This is a genomic window from Serratia sp. CY52157, from assembly GCF_052168495.1.
Taxonomy (GTDB): Bacteria; Pseudomonadota; Gammaproteobacteria; order Enterobacterales; family Enterobacteriaceae; genus Serratia; species Serratia ureilytica.
In genome coordinates, this window is the sequence record NZ_JBJNMO010000008.1 from 93,642 (window position 1) to 112,561 (window position 18,920).

Consider the following 18,920-nt stretch of genomic DNA (forward strand, 5'->3'; position numbering starts at 1 on the left):
CCGCACGGCCCGTCAGCGCTAACAAGAAAGGAAGGCCGTTAATGCAATACCACCGTATTCCCCACAGTTCTTTAGAAGTGAGCGTGCTGGGACTGGGCACCATGACCTTTGGCGAACAGAACAGCGAAGCCGACGCCCATGCGCAACTGGACTATGCATTGGCCGCAGGCGTGAACCTGATAGATACCGCCGAACTGTACCCGGTGCCGCCCCGCCCGGAAACCCAGGGCCTGACCGAAAGCTATATCGGCAGTTGGATCAAAGCGCGCGGCAATCGCGAAAAAATCGTCCTGGCCAGCAAAGTCTCGGGCCCGGTGCGCGGCACTGACAGCAGCATCCGCCCGCAGCAGGCGCTCGATCGCAAAAACATCCGCGCCGCTCTGGACGCCAGCCTCAAGCGGCTGAACACCGATTATCTCGATCTTTACCAATTGCACTGGCCGCAGCGCGCCACCAACTGCTTTGGCAAACTCAACTATCAATATACCGATGACAAAGCCACGGTCACGCTGCTGGAAACCCTGGAGGCGCTGACCGAGCAGGTGCGCGCCGGTAAAATTCGCTATATCGGGGTCTCCAACGAAACGCCCTGGGGCGTGATGCGCTATCTGCAACTGGCGGAGAAACACGAGCTGCCGCGCATCGTGTCGATTCAAAACCCGTACAGCCTGCTGAACCGCAGCTTTGAGATTGGCCTGGCCGAAATCAGCCAGCACGAAGGGGTAGAACTGCTGGCCTATTCCAGCCTGGCGTTCGGCACGCTGAGCGGTAAATACCTCAACGGCGCTAAACCGGCCGGTGCGCGCAATACGCTGTTCACCCGCTTCAACCGTTATTCAGGGCAGCAAACCCAACGGGCGATCGCCGAATACGTGGAGCTGGCCAAAAAACACGGGCTGGATCCTTCGCAGATGGCGTTGGCCTTCGTGCGTCAGCAGCCGTTCGTCGCCAGCACCCTGTTGGGCGCCACCTCGGTGGAGCAGTTGAAAATCAACCTCGATAGCCTCGACGTGATTCTGGATGAGGACGTGCTGCAGGCGCTCGAAGAAATCCACACCCGGTTTACCATTCCGGCGCCTTGATAGCCTGAGGGCGCAGCCTGGCTGCGCCCCGCTTCACCGCCGCTGCGACCACCACAACGCGCTAATCGCCAGCGCAAACACCACGCCAAACCCTACGCCGACGCCCACCACCGGCACGCCCAGCTTCACGACCAAAGAATACAGGCCCAGCATCAGCAACATGGCAGCGTTTTCACCCAGGTTTTGCACTGCGATCGCATTGCCGGCGCCGACCGAATGTTTGCCCCGCTCCTGCAGCAACGCATTGAGCGGCACGACGAAGAAGCCCCCCAGCATGCCGATGAGCGCCAGCAAGACGTAGGCATTGAGCATGGTCGTTTGCAGCGCAAACACCGCGACCGCGACGCCGATCAGGATCCCGGCCGGCATACAGCGTTTCACCGTTTTAAGCGTGACGAAGCGCGCGGCGGCACCCGCGCCCACCACGATGCCGACGGCCACCATGGCGTTCAGCAGCGTTGGCGTGGCGTTATCGGCGATGCCGAGCGCCACCGGTACCCACAGCACCAGCAGAAAACGCAGCGTCACGCCGGCCCCCCAAAACAGGCTGGTGCCAATCAATGAGAAACGCGTCTGTCCATCGCGCCACAGCGTAACGCAGGCAGCAAAGAAGCTGTGCGTCATGGCCTGCGGACGCCACGAAGCGCCAGGACGCGCCGCCGCCAAACGCGGAATATACAGGTTGGCGACCACCGCTCCCGCGTAAACCAACGCGCAGGCCGCCAGCGCCGCCGCCACGTGCCAGTCCGCCAGAATACCACCGGCCACCGAACCGGTCAGAATGGCCGCAATGGTCGAAGCCTCGATCAGGCCGTTAGCCTTGACCAGTTTCTCGCCGCTGGTGATCTCGCCCAGAATGCCGTATTTAGCCGGTGAATACGCGGCGGCTCCCACGCCGACCAGGCTGTAACCCAGAAACGGATTACCCCCAAAACAGATCACCAATGCCCCCGCCAATTTCAGGGCGTTGGCGAACATCATCACCCGCCCTTTGGCAAAGCTGTCGGCGATCTGGCCGACGAACGGAGCCAGAATGATATAGGTGGCGACAAAGGCCATCTGCAGGATCGGCTGGCTCCAGTCCGGATACAGCTGCTGCTTGATCAACGCCAGCGTGGCGAACAGCAACGCATTGTCGCCGAACGCCGAAAGGAACTGCGCGCTGATCACCGCGATCATGCCGCGTGACAACAAAGGGGATTCGGTCGAAGGATTCATCAGGCACTCTCCGGCTGTTCGGCCATATGACGCAGGGTGACGAAATCAGGTTTGCCGCTGCCGAGCACCGGCAGCGTTTTCAACAGGCGAATATCGCGCGGCACCGCCAGCTCCGGGCTGCCCAGTTCGCGCGCCACCCGCAGCAATGCCTCGCGGGTAATGGCGGGATCGGTGGTAAACAGCACCAACGCCTCGCCTTTGCTGCTGTCGCTTTTGACCGTGGCGGCATGCAGTTTATCCGGCGACAGCCGTTGCGCCAGCAGTTCGACGCTCTCCAGCGACACCATCTCGCCCGCCAGCTTGGCGAAGCGCTTCACGCGCCCGCGAATGGTGCAGTAACCCTGCTCATCCAGGCTGACGATATCGCCGGTATCATACCAGCCCGGCTGCAGCACGCCATTCGCATCTTCCGCCGCCGGCGGCTCCAGTTCGCCGGGGCGTTCAACCCGCAGATAGCCTTTCATGATATTCGGCCCCTTCAGCTGCAGACGGCCGCCGTTATCAATACCCGGCACCGCGATCAGACGCGCCTCCATCTGCGGCATGATACGGCCGACGGTGCCCACCTTGGTCGCCAGCGGCACGTTGATCGAGACCACCGGCGCGCACTCGGTCACGCCATAGCCTTCCAAAATGCGGATGCCGTATTTGTCCTGGTAGATCTGTTTGGTGCTGTCCGCCAGTTTCTCCGCGCCGGCCACGACATAGCGCAGGCGGGCAAAATCATACGGATGCGCGAAGCGCGCATAGTTGTTAAGGAAGGTCGCCGTGCCGAACAGCACCGTGCAGTTACGGTCATACACCAGCTCCGGCACCACGCGATAGTGCAGCGGGCTGGGGTAGAGGAAAATGCGGCTGCCGGTGATCAGCGGCGTAAGCAGCCCCACCGTCAGGCCGAACGAGTGGAACAGCGGCAGCGACGACATGAAGCGGTCGCGCGGCGTGAAATCGGCGATAGTGCGGATTTGTTCTACGTTGGCCAGCAGGCTGGCGTGCGAATGCACCACGCCCTTGGGATGGCCTTCGGATCCGGACGTGAACAGGATCAGCGCCGGGTCCTCCGGACATTGCGGCAACGCCGCGCGCTGCGGCTGCAGCAAGTGACGCAGGATCCACAGCTTATCCGCCAGCGTGACCGTATCTTTCAGATCTTCCAGATACACCCAGTTAGCCTGCGGCACCTGTTCCGGCAGGTGGGTCAGCTTGCCTTTCTCCAGAAACTGGCGCGAGGTGATGATGGTCTTGATGCCGGCGGCCGTCATCGCGCTGTTCAGGCCGTTGGCGCCTGCGGTGTAGTTGAGCATCGCCGGGATGCGATTGCGCAGCGAAGCGCCGAAGATCGCCGCCGCGGTAATGATGGCGTTGGGCAACAGCAGCCCAACGTGCTCCCCCTCGGCGGTAAAGCGCTGCAGAATGCGGCTGACGCCCAGCGATTTCTTGACTAGCGTCTGGTAACTGTCCTCTTTGAAAGCGATGTCTTCAATGCAAGGCTTGCGGCGCCCATAGCGGTGCTGCGCCGCCAGCAAAGCATGGAACAGCGTTTGCGGCTCGCGCGTCTCCATGCGCGCCCGCATCATGATCTGCATCAGCCGATCGCCCGCCAGCGCCCGGCGTTCACGCGCACGCGGCGCCTCCGGCATCGGCAGCGTGGTCGGCGGCAAGATGCGGATGCTGATTTGCGGGAACCAGCGGATCTTGAACACCCCGGCCATGCGGCCAAACGGGCTGAACTCCGGGCCATCGATCCGCACCGGCACCACGGTCGCGCCCGATTTGGCGGCGATAAACGCCGCTCCGTCGTAAATTTTCATCAGCGCACCGGTCACGGTGATGCGCCCTTCAGGGAACACCACGATCGGCCGTCCCTGCTCGACCATGCGCACCAGTTGCTTGATGGCCATCGGCTTGGTGGGATCGAGCGAGACAAAATCGATGTAAGGCCGCAGCCAGCGCATAAACCAGCTCTCGCCGATGCTGGCATAGACCGCAAACACCGGTTTTATCGGCAGGAACAGCGCCAGCAGTACGCCGTCGAGGAAAGAGACGTGGTTCGGCGTAATCAGTAATTTTTGCCGTTCGGAGTGCTGGACGTCCCCTTCGACCCGTACCCGAAACAACAGGCGAAACAGCGCGCGCAGCAGTGAAAAGATCATGCCCTTCTCCCTTGGCCATGGAGGCATAAATCGTTGTAGGGAAAAGAATACTATATGGCAGGCAAAAAAAAACCTACGCATCCGCGTAGGTTGGTGCAATTGAAAATGGCTTCAGCATGCAAGGCACGCTGATTTCTCACCAATCAATACCTCTGGGATCACCTACTCTAGAGAGATGGCGTGCAGGAAACTACCGGCGAATCGCAAGAGTTCTGCTCCAAATGCAACCAGCTGTAAATTTCCCACGATCTGCTGTAATAACTCAATGAAACTTAAACCTTCCCGCAGCGACGAAAATAAATATAACAACGACGAGCCAGTGACCCAGACGTGACATCTTCGCTCATCGTGCGCTGACCTCGACCAGGCAGCTCATGGCGTTCGGCCCCTGCGTCAGCGGCGAGGTGCCGATATCCAGCGTCAGCACGTTCGGGTTGCCCGCCTGCTCGACCGGCCGGCGCTGCGCGTCGAAACCCGGCTCGAACCAGGCACCGGTCGCCATCAGCACCACGCCGCGCGTCACGCCATCGGTGAGCGATACCCCCGCCAGACAGCTGCCGCGCGCGTTGCTGACCAGCACTTCGGCGCCGTCCGCCACGCCGCGCGGCGCCGCATCGTCCGGATGCATGTACAAGGTTTCTCGCCCGGCGGTCTTGTTGCCCTGCGCCAGCGGCGCCGGATCCATCTGGCTATGCAGGCGATCGCTCGGCTGAATGGAGATCAGGTGCAGCGGCCAGTTTTTGGCCTGCGGCGCGCCCAGCCACTCCACCGGCGGCCGCCACTGCGGATGCGGAGCGAAATCTTCGTAGCGATAGCCGGCGATCCGCTCGCTGAACAGCTCTATCTTGCCGCTGGGCGTTTGCAGCGGGTTAGCCTGCGGATCGGCGCGGAACGCGTCAAAAAATACGAACTCTTTAGCCGGCGCGGGCAGCTCGACATAGCCCCGTTGCCAGAAGGCCTCAAACTCGGGCCAGGCGACGCCGGCGCGCTGCTGCGCTGCGCCGCATTGCCGGTAGATAGCTTCGATCCAGGCCCGCTCGTCGCGATTCTCGGTAAAGCGCTCACGATAGCCGAGACGCTCCGCCAGATCGGCGAAGATATCGAAATCGTTGCGCGCCTGATGCTGCGGCGCAATGGCCTGATGCATCGCCAACACGTAGCGATCGCGCGACGAGCCGCCGATATCGTTACGCTCCAGCGAACTGGTGACCGGCAGCACGATGTCTGCCATTTTGGCCGCCGCCGTCCACCAGATATCTTGAACGATCACCGTGTCCGGCTTCTGCCAGCCCTCCACCAGCCGATTCAACTGCTGATGATGATGGAACGGGTTGCCGCCGGCCCAGTGCACCAAATGGATATCCGGATAATGCCGCGTCTCGCCGCAAAATTGATAGGCCTCACCGGGGTGCAACAGCATGTCGCAGATGCGCGCCACCGGGATCGCCAGCCCGGCCGGGTTTTCGCCTACCGGCATGGTCGGCGCAGGCGTATCCACGCGCGGATTGCCGACGCCGTTCATCGAACCGTGGCCGAACGAGAAACCGCCGCCCGGCAGCCCCACCTGGCCCAGCATCGCCGACAGCGCGATCATCATCCAATACGGTTGCTCCCCCCGATGCGCGCGTTGCACGGAGTAGGAACAGGTGATGAAACTGCGCACGCCGATCAGTTGCCGCGCCAGCAGCGCGATGCGCGCCGCCGGAATGCCGGTAATTGCGCTGGCCCAAACGGGGGTTTTCGCCACGCCGTCACCGGCGCCGTTCAGGTAATCCGCCAGTTGTTGATAGCCCACGCAGTGGCTGTGCAGGAAGGCTTCATCCTGCGCACCCAGCCGCTGGATTTCGTAAGCCAGCGCCAGCATCAGCGCCACGTCGGTATTCGGCCGGATCGGGATCCATTCCGCGTTGACAAACTCGGGACAATCATCGCGCATCGGGCTGATGTTGATAACCGGCGTGCCCTTGCGCGCCAGCTTTTGCAGCCAGGGCTTGAGCGCATGTTCCGCCGCGCCGCCGGAAGAGACCTGAGCGTTTTTCAGCGCCAATCCGCCAAACGCCACAAACAGCTCGCAATGCTCCACCACGCTCGGCCAACTGGTGACGCGCCCGGTCAAGGGCGAAAAAGTGCCGATCACATACGGCAGAAAGAACTGCGCCGCGCCCCAGCTGTAGTTGCCCTGCTGATCGACGCCGCCGCCGCCGCTGAAGTAGAACCGCCGCACCAGCGAGCGGGCATGGTGCAGCCGCCCGGCCGACGACCAGCCATAAGAGCCGGTAAACAACCCGGAGGCGCCGTAACGCTCGCGCACCCGGCGATTCTCTTGCGCCACCAAATCGAGCGCCAATTCCCAGTCCACCTCGACGAAATCTTCCCTGCCGCGCAGCGTACGGTCGCTGCCCTCGCGCTTTTGCAGCCACGAGCGGCGCACCGCCGGCTTGCGGATGCGTTTGTCGGAGTAGACCATCGGGACGATGGAATCGAGCAGCGGCGAAGGGTCGGGATCGTCGACGAAGGGTTCACAACGGATAAGCCGGCCGTCTTCAACCACGGCGGTATAAGCGCCCCAATGGGCGAGCTGCGGATAGCGTTTAATGGACATGGCGTTCTCGGCGCAAATCGGAATGCACAGACGTTACCTCAGCCCGCCGCCAGTGCCAACGTACAAATTGCGCTATCGTTCGGTAGCAGTCGGTTATGCGTACAGACTCGAAGAGATTCTGCAACCGCCGCCACAAGTTGCGCACGAGACCGCTTGCAGCCCCGGTTTTTTTCCGCAAAACTGGGGGATGTAAGCGATTACCCAGGATGTGTTGACTGATATGGCTACGATAAAGGATGTTGCCAGGCTGGCGGGTGTTTCCGTGGCCACGGTATCCCGCGTGATAAACAATTCCCCCAAGGCCAGCGAAGGGTCGCGCACCGCGGTGCAGGCCGCCATGGAACAGCTGCAGTATCACCCTAACGCCAACGCACGAGCGCTGGCGCAGCAATCCACCGAGACGCTGGGGCTGATCGTCTCCGACGTTTCCGATCCCTTCTTCGGCGCGATGGTCAAGGCGGTCGAGCAGGTGGCCTACGCCACCCACAATTTTCTGCTGATTGGCAACGGTTACCACGACGCCGAAAAAGAGCGTCAGGCGATTGAACAGCTGGTGCGGCACCGCTGCGAAGCGCTGGTGGTGCACGCCAAAAGGCTGAGCGATCAGGAACTTTGCGGCTGGATGCAACAGATCCCGGGCATGGTGCTCATCAATCGCACGCTGCCGGGGTTTGAAACGCGCTGCGTGGCGCTCGACGATCGCTACGGCGCCTGGCTGGCGACCCGACATCTGATCCAGCAAGGGCATCAGCGCATCGCCATCATCTGCTCCACCCACCAGATTTCCGACGCCACCGATCGTCTGCAAGGCTATCTCGACGCGCTGCAGGAACACGGCATTGCGGTGGATGAAAAGCTGATCGCCTACGGCGAACCGGACGAGATCGGCGGCGAACAGGCGATGACCGAATTGCTCGGCCGCGGCCGTTCGTTCTCCGCCATTACCTGCTACAACGATCCGATGGCCGCCGGCGCGCTGTCGGTGCTGAGCGATAACAGCGTCGACGTACCGGGAGAAATTTCGCTGATCGGTTTCGACGACGTGTTGATTTCGCGCTACCTGCGCCCACGCCTGACCACCATTCGCTACCCTATCGTGGCGATGGCCACCCAGGCGGCGGAGCTGGCGCTGGCGCTGGCCAACCGGCAACCGCTGCCGGAAATCACCAACATGTTCAGCCCAACGCTGGTGCGCCGCCACTCGGTCGCCACCCTCAACAACGCGCACGAACAGCCGTAATCATGCCGCCGCATGGGTGAGCCGTCACCCATGCGCTCAGATTGCGCAGCCCGCCGCATTTCTCACTTTTGGATTTTTTCCGCTCCCTGCGTTCGTGCAGATTGTTGGCACAATAACCTTTACGCTATATAGCATAAACGCTATATTCGAAGCGCATCATGTGGCAAGTGGTGACCGTCGAACGATTCGACGACTGGTTTTTGGCGCTGAACAACGCCCAGCAAACAAGCATCCTGGCGGCGATCTTCAAATTACAGACGTTCGGCCCGCAGTTGGCGCGGCCGCACGCCGATACGCTGCATTTTTCCGACGCGGCCCGGCAGTTGAAGGAGTTGCGCGTTCAACATCGCGGGCGCCCTTTCAGGGTGTTTTTCGCCTTTGACCCACAGCGGCAAGCAGTATTGCTGTGCGGTGGCGATAAAACCGGCGACAAACGCTTTTACCAGCGCATGTTGCCCATCGCTGCCATGGAATTTTCACATTATCTGGCAACCCGGAGGTAGTGCAGATGGCCAAACCGTTATCCCAACTGATCGACAAGCTCGATCCCGCCGTCGTTGCCGCAGCCAGGCAAAAGGCGGACAAGGAAATTTTCGAACTGCGGCTGGCAATGCTGAGGGAAGAGCTGGCGGTCTCTCAGGTTGAATTGGCGAAGCGGCTCGGCATCAGCCAACCCTCCGTCGCCAATTTGGAAAAGCGCGGCAGCGAAATAAAGCTGTCGTCGCTCAAACGCTATATCGAGGCGATGGGCGGCACGCTGTCGCTGGATGTGCAATTGCCCAATGGCCAGCACCGTCGCATGACGCTGTGAAGCGGGCGCAAGGCGCCCGCCCGCTTATCAGATAAGTTCCAGCGCGATCAGTTCTTCGATGGTTTGGCGGCGGCGGATCAAACGCGGCTCGCCGTTTTCGAACAGCACTTCAGGCAACAGCGGACGGCTGTTGTAGTTGGAGGACATCGATGCGCCGTAGGCGCCGGTATCGTGAAACACCAGATAATCGCCGATCTGCACCGGCGGCAGCTCGCGGGTTTCCACGCCGCCGCCCGCCTGCTGGGTGAAGACGTCGCCGGATTCGCACAGCGGCCCGGCGATCACCGTGTCGCGCAGCGGTTGTTCCGAGGTGTCGCGCCCATCGGCCGGCAACAGCGAAATATGGTGATAGCTGCCGTACATCGCCGGGCGCATCAGATCGTTAAAACCGGCATCCACCAGCACAAAGTGGCGGCTCCCCATGTCTTTTACCGCCCGCACCTCGGCCACCAATACGCCCGCCTCCGCCATCAGGAAACGTCCGGGTTCAATCTCCAACTGCACGGGGTGCCCCAGATGCGCGGCGATGCGCTCACGCGCCCGGTTCCACAAACCGAAATAGTGTTCGGTATCGATCGCCTCTTCGCCGTACTGATACGGGATAGACAGGCCGCCGCCGGCGGAAATGGCGCTGATGTCATGACCGAGATCGATCACCTGCTGCACCATCGCATCGCAGACGCGCTCCAGATGCTGGTAATCGACGCCGGAGCCGATATGCATATGCACGCCGATCAGCTTCAGGCCGTAGCGGCGGATCTTCTCCACCGCCTGCGGCAGGTCGGCATACCAGATGCCGTGCTTGCTGTTCTCGCCGCCGGTGTTGGTTTTCTGGCTGTGGCCATGGCCAAACCCCGGATTAATGCGCAGCCACACCGGATGCCCCGCGGAAGCCTGGCCGAGCTGATCCAGCATATCGATGGAACCGGCGTTGACCGGGATCTTCAATGCGCTGACGCGCGCCAGCGTCGCGTGATCCAATACGTCCGCGGTAAACACGATATCGCTCGGCTCGCCGCCCGGCTGAAAACCGGCCTGCAGCGCCCGCTCGATTTCGCCGAGCGACACCGAATCCACCTTCACGCCCTGCTCGCGCATCAGGCGCAAAATATGAATGTTCGAACAGGCTTTCTGCGCGAAACGGATAGTGTCGAAGTGGCGCAGCTGAGCGATGCGCTGGCTGATGATGTCGGCATCATAAGCCCAGACCGGGCAACCGAAGCGCTGCGGCAAGGCCAGCAGGTTAGCGGCGTTCAACGCGGTGGAGGTGTCGTGCAACGGGCGTGGCATGGCGATATTCCCAATTCGAAAGTAACGGCAGATAAGGCCATAGTGCCGCACGCTGAATCGGGTGGAAAATATCTATTTAGCCGTAGTCTATTCATTTATGATATAGCTTTCTTTACAGTCGAGCAGCCTCGTCATGCACAGCATCTCTTTGCGGCAGATAGAAATCTTTCGGGCGGTGATGACCACCGGCAACCTGACCGAGGCGGCAGCCCTGCTGCAAACCTCGCAACCCACCGTCAGCCGTGAGCTGGCACGCTTTGAGAAGCTGATTCGGCTGCAGCTGTTCGATCGGGTTCGCGGGCGCTTGTCCCCCACGGTGCAGGGCCTACGGCTGTTCGAAGAGGTGCAACGCTCCTATTATGGCCTCGATCGCATCGTCAACGCCGCCGCCGGCATTCGCCAGTTTCAGCAGGCGCAGCTGTCGATCGTGTGCCTGCCGGTATTTTCCCAATCGCTGCTGCCGGCGGTGTGCCGGCCCTTTATCGAACGTTACCCGGAAGTCAGCTTCAGCGTGATCCCGCAAGAATCGCCGCTGCTGGAAGAGTGGCTGTCGGCCCAGCGCCACGATCTGGGGCTGACGGAAACCACCCTGACGCCGGCGGGCACCGAGCGGGTAACGCTGATGACGTTGAATGAGGTCTGCGTGCTGCCGGCGGGCCATCCTTTGCTGGCGAAAGGCCAACTGACGCCGCAGGATTTCGCCGGGCAAAACTTTATCAGCCTGTCGAGCACCGACAGCTATCGCCACTTGCTCGATGCGCTGTTCGCCGAGCAGGGCGTCGAGCGCCGCATGGTGATGGAAACGCACAGCGCGGCGTCGGTGTGCGCCATGGTGAGAGCCGGCGTGGGGGTCTCGATCGTCAACCCGCTGACGGCGCTCGACTATGCCGGCAGCGGCGTGCACGTGCGGCCATTCAGCATCGACGTGCCGTTCACCGTCAGCCTGATACGGCCGCTGCACCGCCCTTCATCGGCGCTGGTGACGGCCTTTATCGACCATCTGCATCAACAGGCGGCACTGTTCTCCGCCCGCCTGGCCGCCGCCGTCAAACGGTGAAAACGGCGTGGGAATGTTGCCGCGGCCTTAGCGCAGCGTCGCCTGCCACTGCGGATCGCTGGCGAACCATTCCACCAGAAAGTCCAGCATGGTGCGCAAAGTGGCGGGCATTTGTCGGCGTGAGGTATAGATGCCGTAGATGCCCATCGATTGCGGCCGGTAACCCGGCAGCAGCTCCACCAGTTCGCCGCTGGCCAACAGCGGCGCCGCCGAATAGTAGGGCTGCAGGGAAATGCCCGCGCCCTGCACCGTACCGGCCATCAGCACCACCGATTCGTTGGCGCTCAGGTTGCCGCTGACCGCCACCGCCGATTTCACCCCCTGAGCGTCGAAATGCCACAGGCTTTTGCCGAAATAGGAATAAGTCAGGCAGTTGTGCAACGCCAGATCCTGCGGCTGGCGCGGCGTGCCGTGCGCCGCCAGATAAGCGGGCGCGGCGCACACCACCGACGCGCAGGTGGACAGCGGCCGGGCGATCAGGTTGGGATCCAGCTCATTGGTGATGCGCAGCGCCAGATCGATGCGCTCTTCCACCAGGTTCACCGCCCGGTTGTTCATCTGCAGATCGACCGCCACCTGCGGATGACGCTTCAGATACTGGGCGACGGCCCCCACCAGCGCCGTTTGTCCGAGCGATTGCGAACAGGTGATGCGCAGCAGGCCGCGCAGTTCGTCGCTCTGCCCTTCCTCCACCAGATCGATTTCCCCCGCCAGCGCCAACATTTGTCGGCAGCGCTCCAAAGTACGCTCACCGGCGTCGGTCAGACTAAGCTTACGGGTAGTACGGTGCAGTAAACGCGCCCCGGCCCATTGCTCCATCTGAGCCAGGTAGCGAGTGACCATCGCGCGCGACATCTCCAGCGTTTCCGCAGCGGCGATCATGCTGCCGCGATCGACGATGGTGACAAAAACCTCAGCGGCGGTAATGCGATCCATGATTAGTCCGATTTATGCAACGAATAATTGCTTATTATCCGGTTTTTCTATCGCTTTATGCAACCTAACATCATTACAACATTAACCGATACCTAAGGACCTCTGCCCATGTTTAAGAAATCACTGTTAACTCTGGCCTTCACCGGCGTCGCCACCCTGAGCACCTACGCCACCGCTGCCGATACCCTGACCATGGAAGTGTATAACCCGGGCGAGAAAAGCGTGTTCCCGGTGTCTTCCGAAATCATCAGCGGCAAACACGAAGTGGCGCTGATCGACGCACAGTTCCAGCGCAACGATGCCGAAGAGCTGGTGAAAAAGATCAAGGCGACCGGCAAGAAACTGACCACCGTCTACATCAGCCACTCAGATCCGGATTTCTATTTCGGTCTGGACGTGATTAAGGCCGCTTTCCCGGAGGCGAAAATCATCGCTTCGCCTGGCACCATCAAGGACATTAACGCCACCAAAGACGGCAAAATCGCCTACTGGGGCCCAATCCTGAAAGACAACGCGCCGAAAACCGTGATCGTGCCGCAGCCGCTGCAGGGCGACAGCTTCACCATCGACGGTCAAAAAGTGGAAGTGAAAGGCCTGAACGGCCCGACCCCCGATCGCACCTTCGTGTGGATCCCGGCGCTGAAAGCGGTCGTGGGCGGCGTGGCGGTCGCCGGTGACAATATCCATCCGTGGATCGCCGATAACCAGAGCGTAGAATCGCGCCAGCACTGGCAGCAAACGCTGAAAAACATCGAAGCGCTGAAGCCGCAGGTCGTCGTGCCGGGCCACTTCCTGCCGGGTGCCGCACAGACGCTGGCATCGGTGCACTTTACCCAAAAATACCTGACCACGCTGGAAGCCGAACTGCCGAAAGCCAAGGATTCCGCCGCGCTGATTGAAGCGATGAAAAAGCACTACCCGACGCTGAAAGACGAATCGAGCCTGGAACTGAGCGCGAAAGTGCTGAAAGGCGAGATGAAGTGGCCGCAATAAGCGCCCGTGCGTGATTGAACCAGCCCTGGCGCCGCGGCGGCTTGCCGCGCGCCAAGCGAGGAGTAAAAATGACCGAAACCACTCTGCATTACATTTTCGATCCGCTGTGCGGTTGGTGCTACGGCGCCGCGCCGCTGGTGAAAGCGGCTCAGAGCCTCCCCGGGCTGAAGGTCGTGCCGCACGCCGGCGGCATGATGACCGGCAACAACCGCCGTCAGATCACCGACGAATGGCGCAACTACGTCATTCCGCACGACAAGCGCATCGCCGAGATGACGGGCCAGCCTTTCGGCGAAGCCTATTTCAACGGCCTGCTGCGCGACACCACGGCGGTGATGGATTCCGAGCCGCCGATCACGGCTATCCTGGCGGCGGAAAAACTGGCGGGACGCGGGCTGGACATGCTGCACCGCATTCAGCAGGCGCACTATCAGGAAGGGCGACGCATCGCCGACACGCCGGTGCTGGAAGCGTTGGCGAAAGAGCTGGGGTTGCCTTCGGCGGCGTTTATCGCCGAAATGCGCTTCAACAGCGGTGCGCCGACCGCGCAACACATCGCGGAAAGCCGGGCGCTGCTGGCCAAAGTGCAGGGCCAGGGCTTCCCGACCTTTGCGCTGCAGGATAGCGAGGGCCAGCTGCATCTGCTGCCGGCCGGCAATTATCTGGGCAATGTGGAAGCCTGGAAGAATCTGTTGGGCGCCGCCGCGCTGGCGTAACCCTTCTCGCCCCGGCCACCGGGGCGGGTCATTCGACCCGCACGAACCGCCCTTCCGCCCGCACATTGTGGCCGAACCCGCAATCCCCCCGCGTATGCATCTCCAGCGCTTGCTCGCCAAACGCCATCGTCACGTCGCAGACCTGCGCGCTTTCCGAGTCATGTTGATGGTAGACGGCCTTGCCGTGCTCAATGGGCAGCTCGGCGGTGAAGTCGCCCATGTTCGGGCCGTAATACAGCCCCATCTGCGGCATGGCGTAGCCGGAAAAATCGATCAGCCAGCGCTCGCCCTGCGGCTTCACCACCACTTCGCTCCACACGCCGCGCCCGGCGTATTGCCAGTACACGCCGCCCGGCCCCTGCGGCTGCGGCCGCTGCGCCAGGCGTTGGCGCAACAGACTCATGTTGTGCTGCGATTTGTCATCGTGCGGCGCCAGCGCCAGATAGGCCTGCGCCTTGAGCAATTCACCGGCGTGCATCAGCGACAGCGCCACGTTGTTGTAAGCCGTGGCGACAGCCTGCTCGCTCAGACCGCAAAACTCGCTCCAGGCCGCCTGATCGCGAAAGATGTCGGCGGCTTTGGCGTAATCCTGGCGCTGATAGGCCTTTTTTCCCAGTTCGGCGTAGCTCGCCACCTTTTGGCAGTCGGCGGCGATGTCCGGCTCGTCAATGTGCGCCCAGGCCCGGGCGCTGGCGAAGACGCCGCAGGTCAGCAACAGGGGAAACCAAGCCTTCATCGTTTATCCTTTCTGCAAAAATTCGGCGCCAGTATAACCGCCCGGCGCCGGAGTGTATGCCGCAATTGCGCTCACCTGCGCGCCGCCGGCGATTCAGCAGCCTTATTTCAAACGGTTAGCGGAGTCAAAACTGCTTACAGTCGCGGTTTGTTTGTTACCGGCCCGCAGCCCATGCTGAACAAAATACCGCAATTATCGAGCCGTTATGAACGCAACCCCCTTGCAGAGACACGCCATTTGGCAGTTGATCAAACCCTTTTGGGTGTCGGAGGAACGATGGCGCGCCTGGATGATGCTGATCGCCATCGTCGTCCTGTCGCTCGGCCTGGTCTATATCAGCGTGCAGATCAACCAGTGGAACCAGGTGTTCTACGACGCGCTGCAGAACAAAAACTACCCGGTATTCAAGGCGCAGCTGTGGCGCTTTACCTATCTGGCGCTGATCTTCATCGTGCTGGCGGTCTACAAGATCTACCTGACTCAGGGGCTGCAGATGCGCTGGCGGCGCTGGATGACGGAAAGGTTCATGGGAAAATGGCTGGCGCACCAGGCGTATTACCACACCGAGCAGCAGCAGATCGTCGATAACCCCGATCAGCGTATCGCTGAAGATCTCAACGTGCTGACCCAATATACCCTGTCGCTGTCGCTCGGGCTGCTCTCCAGCCTGGTGACGCTGTTTTCCTTTATCGACATTTTATGGCACGTCAGCGGGCCGATGACCTTCGCGCTCGGGCAACACTCCATCACCTTGCCCGGCTATATGGTGTGGTTCGCGCTGCTGTATGCGGTGTTGGGATCGCTGCTGATCTGGTGGGTCGGCAAACCGCTAGTCATGCTGGGCTTCAACCAGGAACGGTATGAGGCGAACTTCCGTTTCGGCCTGATCCGCATCCGCGAAAACAACGACGCCATTGCGCTATACCACGGCGAACCGCGCGAGGCGCAGCAGTTGGGCGACCGTTTCGACACCATTCGCAGCAACTGGTGGGCGATCATGCGCATCACCCGGCGGCTCAACATCGCCACTAACTTCTACGGCCAGTTCGCCATCGTGTTTCCCCTGCTGGTGGCGGCGCCGCGCTACTTCTCCGGTGCCATCCAGATGGGCGGCCTGATGCAGATCGCCTCGGCCTTCGGCCAGGTGCAGGGCGCGCTGTCGTGGTTTATCGACGCATTTAACGATTTGGCGACCTGGAAAGCCTGCGTTAACCGTCTGGCCGGCTTCAACGTCGCCGTCGATCAGGTTCACCATCAGCCGCGCGGCATTCAATTGCGGGAGGAGACCGCCCATCCGTTAACGCTGGACAACCTCAGCCTGCACTTGCCCGACGGCCAGCCGCTGCTGACCGGCGCCGAGATGACGCTGCAACGCGGCGATCGCCTGCTGATCGTCGGGCCTTCCGGCTGCGGCAAGTCGACGCTGCTGCGCGCCATCGCCGGTATCTGGCCTTACGGCGCGGGCGCCATCGGGGTAGAGGGCAACGCCAACATGCTGTTCCTGCCGCAGCGCAGCTACATTCCGATCGGCACGCTGCGCGAAGCGCTGAGCTACCCGAGCCTGGCGTCGGAATACAGCGACGCGCAGCTGATGCGGGTGCTGGAAAACTGCCGCCTGAAGCACCTGCAGCGCTGGCTGGACACCTCCGCCAACTGGAGCCATCGCCTGTCGCCGGGCGAGCAACAGCGGCTAGCCTTCGCCCGCGCCCTGTTGATTCGCCCGAGCATCCTGTTCCTCGACGAGGCCACCAGCGCGCTGGACGACGAAACCGAGCAACTGATGTACTGCCTGCTGGTGGATGAACTGCCGGACGTGACGCTGGTCAGCGTGGCGCACCGCAACAGCGTGGCGAAATACCACCAGACCTGCTGGCGCTTCAGCCGCGGCGAAGACCAACCGGCGCGTCTGGCGCTGAGCCCGTTGCCGGCCTAACTCACGGAGCCGGGCGCGCCCGCGCCCGGTTTTCGTTCAGATGCCGTCGGCCTGCGCGTCTTCGCACTTCACGCGGCGGCGTTCATGCCACAGGCTGGTCAGGCCGCGTTTACCGCACGCCAGCGCCACCTCGCGAAATTCATCCAGGCTCAGTCCGTCACGTTCCAGCATCATTTCCGCCGCCAGCTGCATGTTGACGCCGGTCAGCACTTCGCAATCACCCCGCGCATCCGCCAGTTCACAGGCGCTGCGAAAAGGCGAACCGCCGAGCATGTCGGTCAGGAACACCACGCCGTCCGGCTGCGCCACCGCGACCAGCGCCGAGCGTAAGGCATCCCTGAGCTGCGCGGTGCTCATCTGTTCGGGGAAATCGACCGCCGCGCAATGTCGCTGCGGCCCCACCACCTGTTCCACCGCCTGCAGCAGCCCGGAGGCAAAGCCGCCGTGGCCGGTAATCACAATGCCTGGCATATCCCGCTCCTCATAAAATGCCGATAAATTTGCCCGCCACGCCGATCGCTACCGTGACGCCAATCAGCTTCACCGGCGAGAATCCGCGCTTCATCAGGAAGAAAATGAGCAGCGTGAAGCACAGCGGCAGCAAGTTGGGCATCAACTTGTCCAGCACATCGGTCTGCAGCGCCACGCTGGCCTTGCCGGCGTGCATCACCAGCGGCGTGGACAGGTGCACGTACGAGGCCACCAGCGCGCCGATCACCGTCATGCCGACAATGGAAGCGGCGTGAGAAATGCGCCGCGTATGGGTCTTCAGCAGCGCCAGCGCGCTGGTGCCGGCCTGATAGCCGTAGTGCGCCAGCCCAAAACGCAGGCCGAAGTGGAACAGGTTGAACAGCAGCAGGAAGACGATCGGCCCGAACAGGCTGCCCTCCAATGCCAGCGAAGCGCCTATGCCGGCGCAGATTGGCAACAGCGTCAGCCAAAACAGCGCGTCGCCGATACCGCCGAGCGGCCCCATCAGCGCCACTTTCACCGCGCGAATGGTGGAGATCTTTTCCTTGTTCTGCTCCATCGCCAGCACCAGGCCGGACAGGAAGGTGACGTCGAACGGGTGCACGTTGATAAATTCCATGTGCATCTTCATCGAGTTGGCCAGATCCTGCGGGTTGCGGTGGATCTTGCGCAGCGCGGGGAGCAGCTGATACAGCCAGCCGCCCGCCTGCATGCGCTCGTAGTTGAACGACGCCTGCAGCAGCAGCGAACGCCAGGCCATGCGGTTGATGTCGCCGCGCGTCAGCGCTTCGGCGGGCCGGCTGTCCAGATAGTCGTCCTGCTCCACCTGGCTGGTGGCCAGCGCCTGCGCCATACGCTGCTCGGCCTTTTGCGCCAGCAGATCGTCGGAATCGTTAAATGCCATCTTCGGCGTCCTCCTGCGGAGCGGGCCGGGCCGTCGCCTCTGCCGCGCCGCGTTGCGTGTTGAAGAAATCAATCAAAGCGATCGCCAGGGCGCCCAGCGCCACCGCCAGGATCGGCAGTTTGAGAAACGTGACCGAGATGAAACCGAGGATAAAATAGGCCACGTAGGTTTTTTTCATCATCACCTTCATCAGCAGCGAGAAACCGATCGCCGGCATCATGCCGCCCGCCACCGCCAGCCCGTCCAGCAGCCAGCCCGGCGCTTTCTGCACCATGGCGCTGGCCGCATCGGCGCCGAAGTAAATCGGCAGGAACGCCACCACGAAATAGAAGATGAACAGAATGCCGATGCCGAGATAGTTCACCCGTTCAATGCCGCGCCAGTTCAGCGCTTTCACCATGCGATCGCAGCGGTGCATCATCGGTGAGAACAACGTAAACAGCAGCGTGATGCAGCCCTGCACCGCGATCGAGAACGGCACCGCCACGCCGATCGCCACTTTAGGATCGGCTTTGGTCAGAATGGCGAATGCGGTGCCGATCACCCCGCCGATCACCACGTTAGGCGGTTGGGCTCCCGCCAACGGCACCATCCCCATCCACACAAGCTCCAGCGTGCCACCCACCAGCAACCCGGTATAGACATCGCCCAAAATCAGCCCCACCAGCGGCCCCATCACTACCGGCCGGTGGAAGTGGGTCAGACCGTCGAACAGGTCAACCCCCGCCAGCCCGGCCAACAGCGCAATCAATAACGCATCCGTCAACATGCTTTCCCC

Annotated in this window: 17 protein-coding genes; 8 read left to right on the forward strand and 9 right to left on the reverse strand. The window is 61.8% G+C overall.

Going from position 1 to position 18,920, the window contains the following annotated elements; translation table 11 throughout:
- The first annotated feature begins 41 nt into the window (after positions 1-41).
- Positions 42-1,082 carry an NADP(H)-dependent aldo-keto reductase gene (locus ACJ8IP_RS21580; protein WP_164107385.1) on the forward strand — a complete coding sequence of 347 codons (1,041 nt, stop codon included), beginning with the start codon at positions 42-44 and terminating at the stop codon, positions 1,080-1,082.
- A gap of 33 nt (positions 1,083-1,115) precedes the next feature.
- On the opposite strand, the gene lplT is transcribed toward ACJ8IP_RS21580, so the two are convergent.
- The 3 genes from lplT to ACJ8IP_RS21595 all read right to left on the reverse strand — a co-directional run bounded on the left by lplT (position 1,116) and on the right by ACJ8IP_RS21595 (position 7,055).
- Positions 1,116-2,300: a lysophospholipid transporter LplT gene (lplT, locus tag ACJ8IP_RS21585; protein ID WP_033644843.1), complete on the reverse strand. Its 1,185-nt coding sequence runs from the start codon at positions 2,298-2,300 to the stop codon at positions 1,116-1,118.
- On the reverse strand, positions 2,300-4,453 hold the full coding sequence (gene aas / locus ACJ8IP_RS21590) for a bifunctional acyl-ACP--phospholipid O-acyltransferase/long-chain-fatty-acid--ACP ligase (protein WP_198793382.1): 2,154 nt from the start codon (positions 4,451-4,453) through the stop codon (positions 2,300-2,302). The genes lplT and aas overlap by 1 nt, the downstream gene beginning before the upstream one ends.
- Before the next feature lie 343 nt (positions 4,454-4,796).
- The gene (locus ACJ8IP_RS21595; RefSeq protein ID WP_103101278.1) at positions 4,797-7,055 is read right to left on the reverse strand and encodes a molybdopterin guanine dinucleotide-containing S/N-oxide reductase; all 2,259 of its coding nucleotides are present in this window, start codon (positions 7,053-7,055) and stop codon (positions 4,797-4,799) included.
- Between the two features lie 220 nt (positions 7,056-7,275).
- On the opposite strand from ACJ8IP_RS21595, the gene galR reads away from it, so the two are divergent.
- From galR to ACJ8IP_RS21610, 3 genes are all read left to right on the forward strand, one after another.
- Complete coding sequence (gene galR, locus ACJ8IP_RS21600) at positions 7,276-8,295, forward strand: HTH-type transcriptional regulator GalR (protein ID WP_033652132.1); 1,020 nt, start codon at positions 7,276-7,278, stop codon at positions 8,293-8,295.
- A gap of 158 nt (positions 8,296-8,453) precedes the next feature.
- Positions 8,454-8,798 (forward strand): type II toxin-antitoxin system RelE/ParE family toxin, encoded by a 345-nt coding sequence (locus tag ACJ8IP_RS21605; RefSeq protein ID WP_033652133.1) that lies wholly within the window; start codon positions 8,454-8,456, stop codon positions 8,796-8,798.
- 5 nt (positions 8,799-8,803) lie between these two features.
- Entirely contained in the window at positions 8,804-9,106 is a 303-nt protein-coding gene (locus ACJ8IP_RS21610) for a helix-turn-helix domain-containing protein (protein ID WP_025304078.1), read from the forward strand.
- 27 nt (positions 9,107-9,133) lie between these two features.
- Here ACJ8IP_RS21610 and lysA read toward each other — a convergent pair whose 3' ends face one another.
- Positions 9,134-10,396 carry a diaminopimelate decarboxylase gene (gene lysA / locus ACJ8IP_RS21615; protein WP_033644838.1) on the reverse strand — a complete coding sequence of 421 codons (1,263 nt, stop codon included), beginning with the start codon at positions 10,394-10,396 and terminating at the stop codon, positions 9,134-9,136.
- A gap of 133 nt (positions 10,397-10,529) precedes the next feature.
- On the opposite strand from lysA, the gene ACJ8IP_RS21620 reads away from it, so the two are divergent.
- Complete coding sequence (locus ACJ8IP_RS21620) at positions 10,530-11,453, forward strand: LysR family transcriptional regulator (protein WP_047026615.1); 924 nt, start codon at positions 10,530-10,532, stop codon at positions 11,451-11,453.
- A 27-nt stretch (positions 11,454-11,480) separates the two neighbouring features.
- Here the strand turns inward: ACJ8IP_RS21620 and ACJ8IP_RS21625 are convergent, their stop codons facing one another.
- On the reverse strand, positions 11,481-12,389 hold the full coding sequence (locus ACJ8IP_RS21625; RefSeq protein ID WP_033644836.1) for a LysR family transcriptional regulator: 909 nt from the start codon (positions 12,387-12,389) through the stop codon (positions 11,481-11,483).
- Between the two features lie 108 nt (positions 12,390-12,497).
- On the opposite strand from ACJ8IP_RS21625, the gene ACJ8IP_RS21630 reads away from it, so the two are divergent.
- Both ACJ8IP_RS21630 and ACJ8IP_RS21635 read left to right on the forward strand, forming a co-directional pair.
- Entirely contained in the window at positions 12,498-13,382 is an 885-nt protein-coding gene (locus ACJ8IP_RS21630) for an MBL fold metallo-hydrolase (RefSeq protein ID WP_046687735.1), read from the forward strand.
- A gap of 68 nt (positions 13,383-13,450) precedes the next feature.
- A complete protein-coding gene (locus tag ACJ8IP_RS21635) occupies positions 13,451-14,098 on the forward strand; it encodes a DsbA family protein (RefSeq protein WP_033644834.1) in 648 nt (215 codons plus the stop codon).
- A 28-nt stretch (positions 14,099-14,126) separates the two neighbouring features.
- On the opposite strand, the gene ACJ8IP_RS21640 is transcribed toward ACJ8IP_RS21635, so the two are convergent.
- Complete coding sequence (locus ACJ8IP_RS21640) at positions 14,127-14,834, reverse strand: hypothetical protein (protein ID WP_033644832.1); 708 nt, start codon at positions 14,832-14,834, stop codon at positions 14,127-14,129.
- A 205-nt stretch (positions 14,835-15,039) separates the two neighbouring features.
- On the opposite strand from ACJ8IP_RS21640, the gene ACJ8IP_RS21645 reads away from it, so the two are divergent.
- Positions 15,040-16,767 carry an ABC transporter ATP-binding protein/permease gene (locus ACJ8IP_RS21645; RefSeq protein ID WP_442524520.1) on the forward strand — a complete coding sequence of 576 codons (1,728 nt, stop codon included), beginning with the start codon at positions 15,040-15,042 and terminating at the stop codon, positions 16,765-16,767.
- Between the two features lie 36 nt (positions 16,768-16,803).
- Here the strand turns inward: ACJ8IP_RS21645 and agaF are convergent, their stop codons facing one another.
- The 3 genes from agaF to agaW are packed head-to-tail and all read right to left on the reverse strand — an operon-like array spanning position 16,804 to position 18,911.
- Positions 16,804-17,238 carry a PTS galactosamine/N-acetylgalactosamine transporter subunit IIA gene (agaF, locus tag ACJ8IP_RS21650; protein WP_033644830.1) on the reverse strand — a complete coding sequence of 145 codons (435 nt, stop codon included), beginning with the start codon at positions 17,236-17,238 and terminating at the stop codon, positions 16,804-16,806.
- A gap of 10 nt (positions 17,239-17,248) precedes the next feature.
- On the reverse strand, positions 17,249-18,142 hold the full coding sequence (locus ACJ8IP_RS21655) for a PTS system mannose/fructose/sorbose family transporter subunit IID (protein ID WP_164107381.1): 894 nt from the start codon (positions 18,140-18,142) through the stop codon (positions 17,249-17,251).
- Entirely contained in the window at positions 18,132-18,911 is a 780-nt protein-coding gene (agaW, locus tag ACJ8IP_RS21660) for a PTS N-acetylgalactosamine transporter subunit IIC (RefSeq protein WP_033644826.1), read from the reverse strand. Before agaW ends, ACJ8IP_RS21655 begins: the two co-directional genes overlap by 11 nt.
- Between the last annotated feature and the right edge of the window lie 9 nt (positions 18,912-18,920).